Raw genomic sequence first — 2,935 nt, 5'->3', positions numbered from 1 at the left:
AGCGCGGCCTGGCAAACCGCCTCGACTTTTCTTTCAGCGGCCCGCAGGGCGCCCGCCTGGCCAAGCTGGTCCAGGAGCAGCGTATCGAGATCGGGGCCATCCATACCTATCTCGAACTGTTCGGCCGCTACTTTCTGGACCTGACGCCGAATGTGGCGCTGATCGCGGCGCAGGCCGCCGATGCCGAAGGCAATCTCTATCTCGGGCCGAATACCGAAGACACGCCGGCCATCGTCGAGGCGACCGCCTTCAAGGGCGGCATCGTCATCGCCCAGGTTAATGAGCGTCTCGACAAGCTGCCGCGTGTCGACGTGCCGGCCGACTGGGTCGATTTCACGGTGCAGGCCCCGAAGCCCAACTACATCGAGCCGCTCTTTACCCGCGACCCGGCGCAGATCACCGAAGTCCAGGTGCTGATGGCGATGATGGCGATCAAGGGCATCTACGCCGAATACGGCGTGACTCGCCTGAACCACGGCATCGGTTTCGACACCGCAGCCATCGAGCTGCTGCTGCCGACCTACGCCGCCGATCTCGGCCTGAAGGGCAAAATCTGCACGCACTGGGCCTTGAATCCGCACCCGACGCTGATCCCGGCGATTGAATCCGGTTTCGTCGAATCGGTGCATTGCTTCGGTTCGGAAGTCGGCATGGACGCCTACATTTCGGCCCGTTCAGACGTCTTCTTCACTGGCGCCGACGGCAGCATGCGTTCGAACCGGGCATTTTCCCAGACGGCCGGCCTCTACGCCTGCGACATGTTCATCGGCTCGACGCTGCAGATGGACCTGGCCGGCAACAGTTCGACGGCGACGCTGGGCCGCATCACCGGCTTCGGCGGCGCCCCGAACATGGGTTCCGATCCGCACGGCCGGCGTCATGCCAGCCCGGCCTGGTTGAAAGCCGGGCGCGAGGCCTACGGGCCGAACGCCATCCGCGGTCGCAAGCTGGTGGTGCAGATGGTCGAGACTTTCCGCGAGCACATGGCGCCGGTTTTTGTTGAGGAACTTGACGCCTGGAAACTCCAGAAGTCGATGGGTGCCGAACTGCCGCCGATCATGATCTACGGTGACGACGTCAGCCACATCGTCACCGAGGAAGGCATCGCCAACCTCTTGCTCTGCCGCACGCCCGAGGAACGCGAGCAGGCGATCCGCGGCGTCGCCGGTTTCACGCCGGTCGGCATGGCGCGCGACAAGGCGATGGTCGAGAACCTGCGCGACCGCGGCATCATCCGCCGCGCCGAAGACCTCGGCATCGACCCGCGACTGGCCACACGCGACCTGCTCGCCGCCCGCTCCGTCAAGGATCTGGTGCGCTGGTCGGGCGGCCTCTACGCGCCCCCTTCACGCTTCCGCAATTGGTGACCGCCATGGAAACGCTCGATTTTCGTTTCGACTCCAAGCCAGCTTCCCGCGTTGCCGATCCCGCCCTGTGCGGCGTGGTTGGCTCGGGCAATCTGGAAATTCTCGTCAAGCCCGGTATTGAGCCGGAGGCTTGCCGGGTCCGCATCAAGACTTCGGCCCGCGGCTTCGGTGAAACCTGGCGTGCCGTGCTCGACAGCTTCGCCACGAGTCATCCGGCCGGCGGCACCGTCATCGCTATCAACGACATGGGTGCGACGCCGGCTGTCGTCACCTTGCGCCTGGCGCAGGCGCTGGCCGAATATCAGGGAGGCGGACTATGATCCCGTCGCTTGCATCACGCCATAGCTGGTTCGAGGCGACCGCCCGGGCTCGCCTGGCCGGCCTGCTTGACCCCGGCAGTTTCAGTGAAATCCTGCCGCCGGCCGAATCCAACCCTAGCCCGCATCTCGCGTTGCTCGACCTGCCTGGTGCATTTGATGACGGCGTGGTCGTTTGCTACGGTCAACTGGAAAAAAAGCCGATTTTTGCAATCGCCCAGGAAGGCCAGTTCATGGGCGGCGCCGTCGGTGAAATCCACGGCGCCAAGATTGTCGGGATGCTTCGCCGTGCCGCGCAGGAAAAGCCGGCGGCCGTGCTCTTCCTCATCGATTCCGGCGGTGTCCGTCTGCACGAAGCCAATGCCGGCCTGATCGCCATTTCGGAAATCATGCGCGCCGTGCTCGATGCGCGTGCGGCCGGCGTGCCCGTGCTGGCGCTGGTCGGCGGCAGTTGCGGTGCCTTTGGCGGCATGGGCATCGTCGCCAAGCTGTGTTCGGCCATCATCATTTCCGAAGAAGGCCGACTCGCGCTGTCCGGCCCGGAGGTCATCGAAACCGTGGCCGGCGTCGAGGAATTCGATTCGAAGGACCGGGCGCTGGTCTGGCGCGTCACCGGTGGCAAGCATCGCTACCTGATGGGCGATTGCGCCATGCTGGTGGAAGACGACATCGCTGCTTTCCGCCGCGGCGCCGCGGAATTCCTCGCCGATTGGAGCGAACCCGCCCCGAGCCTCGCCCATCTGCGGGCCGGCCAGCAGGCGCTGGAAAATCGTCTCGCTGCCTACGCCAGCTATCGCGACGGCCTGCAAGTCTGGGCCGCGCTCGGTATAGCCGAGCCGGAAAGCGTGCCGCTGCTCGACCGCGACGCGCTGGTCGCTTTGAAGGAAGGATTGCCGACATGAGCCTCAACGACATTCTCGATAGCCTGTTCCCGGCCGGCCACGCGGTCGCCGTGGAAAACAAGGTGATGGCCGGCGAAGCGACGACCGCGCAAGGCACGGTCGCCGTGCTCGGCACCACCGACGCGGCGGCCATCGACCACGCCATGGCGCTGGCTTTGTCCGCCTTCATTCTCGACACTATCGAGCAGCACCCCGGCCGGCCGCTGGTCTATTTGGTCGACACCAGCGGTCAAGCCTTGTCGCGCAGCCAGGAGCTGCTCTGCCTGAACGGCTCGCTGGCCCACCTCGCGCAGTGTGTCGATCTGGCCCGTCGCCAGGGCCATGCCTCGCTCAGTCTGGTCACGGCCAA

At 65.3% G+C, this 2,935-nt stretch carries 4 protein-coding genes; all 4 read left to right on the top strand.

What is annotated here, in order from left to right:
- A partial coding sequence (gene mdcA / locus ADADOO_RS10220) for a malonate decarboxylase subunit alpha (protein WP_511277261.1) occupies window positions 1–1,367 on the top strand: 1,367 nt, incomplete at its 5' end.
- 5 nt (window positions 1,368–1,372) lie between these two features.
- Window positions 1,373–1,687: a malonate decarboxylase acyl carrier protein gene (mdcC, locus tag ADADOO_RS10215; RefSeq protein WP_511277260.1), complete on the top strand. Its 315-nt coding sequence runs from the start codon at window positions 1,373–1,375 to the stop codon at window positions 1,685–1,687.
- Window positions 1,684–2,586 carry a biotin-independent malonate decarboxylase subunit beta gene (locus tag ADADOO_RS10210; RefSeq protein ID WP_511277258.1) on the top strand — a complete coding sequence of 301 codons (903 nt, stop codon included), beginning with the start codon at window positions 1,684–1,686 and terminating at the stop codon, window positions 2,584–2,586. The genes mdcC and ADADOO_RS10210 overlap by 4 nt, the downstream gene beginning before the upstream one ends.
- Window positions 2,583–2,935, top strand: a 353-nt coding sequence (locus tag ADADOO_RS10205; protein ID WP_511277257.1) for a biotin-independent malonate decarboxylase subunit gamma, incomplete at its 3' end; no start/stop codon positions are given. The genes ADADOO_RS10210 and ADADOO_RS10205, both read left to right, overlap by 4 nt.

The sequence above is a fragment of the Azonexus sp. genome (genome assembly GCF_036170495.1).
In the GTDB taxonomy this organism is placed as follows: domain Bacteria; phylum Pseudomonadota; class Gammaproteobacteria; order Burkholderiales; family Rhodocyclaceae; genus Azonexus.
The sequence above is the reverse complement of the archived record's forward strand: the minus strand, read 5'-3'. Positions and strand labels throughout refer to the sequence as shown.

What these genes read in the sequence shown, in the direction of transcription:
- mdcC (WP_511277260.1), top strand. Translation starts at nt 1,373, where the DNA reads ATGGAAACGCTCGATTTTCGTTTCGACTCCAAGCCAGCTTCCCGCGTT.
- ADADOO_RS10210 (WP_511277258.1), top strand. Translation starts at nt 1,684, where the DNA reads ATGATCCCGTCGCTTGCATCACGCCATAGCTGGTTCGAGGCGACCGCC.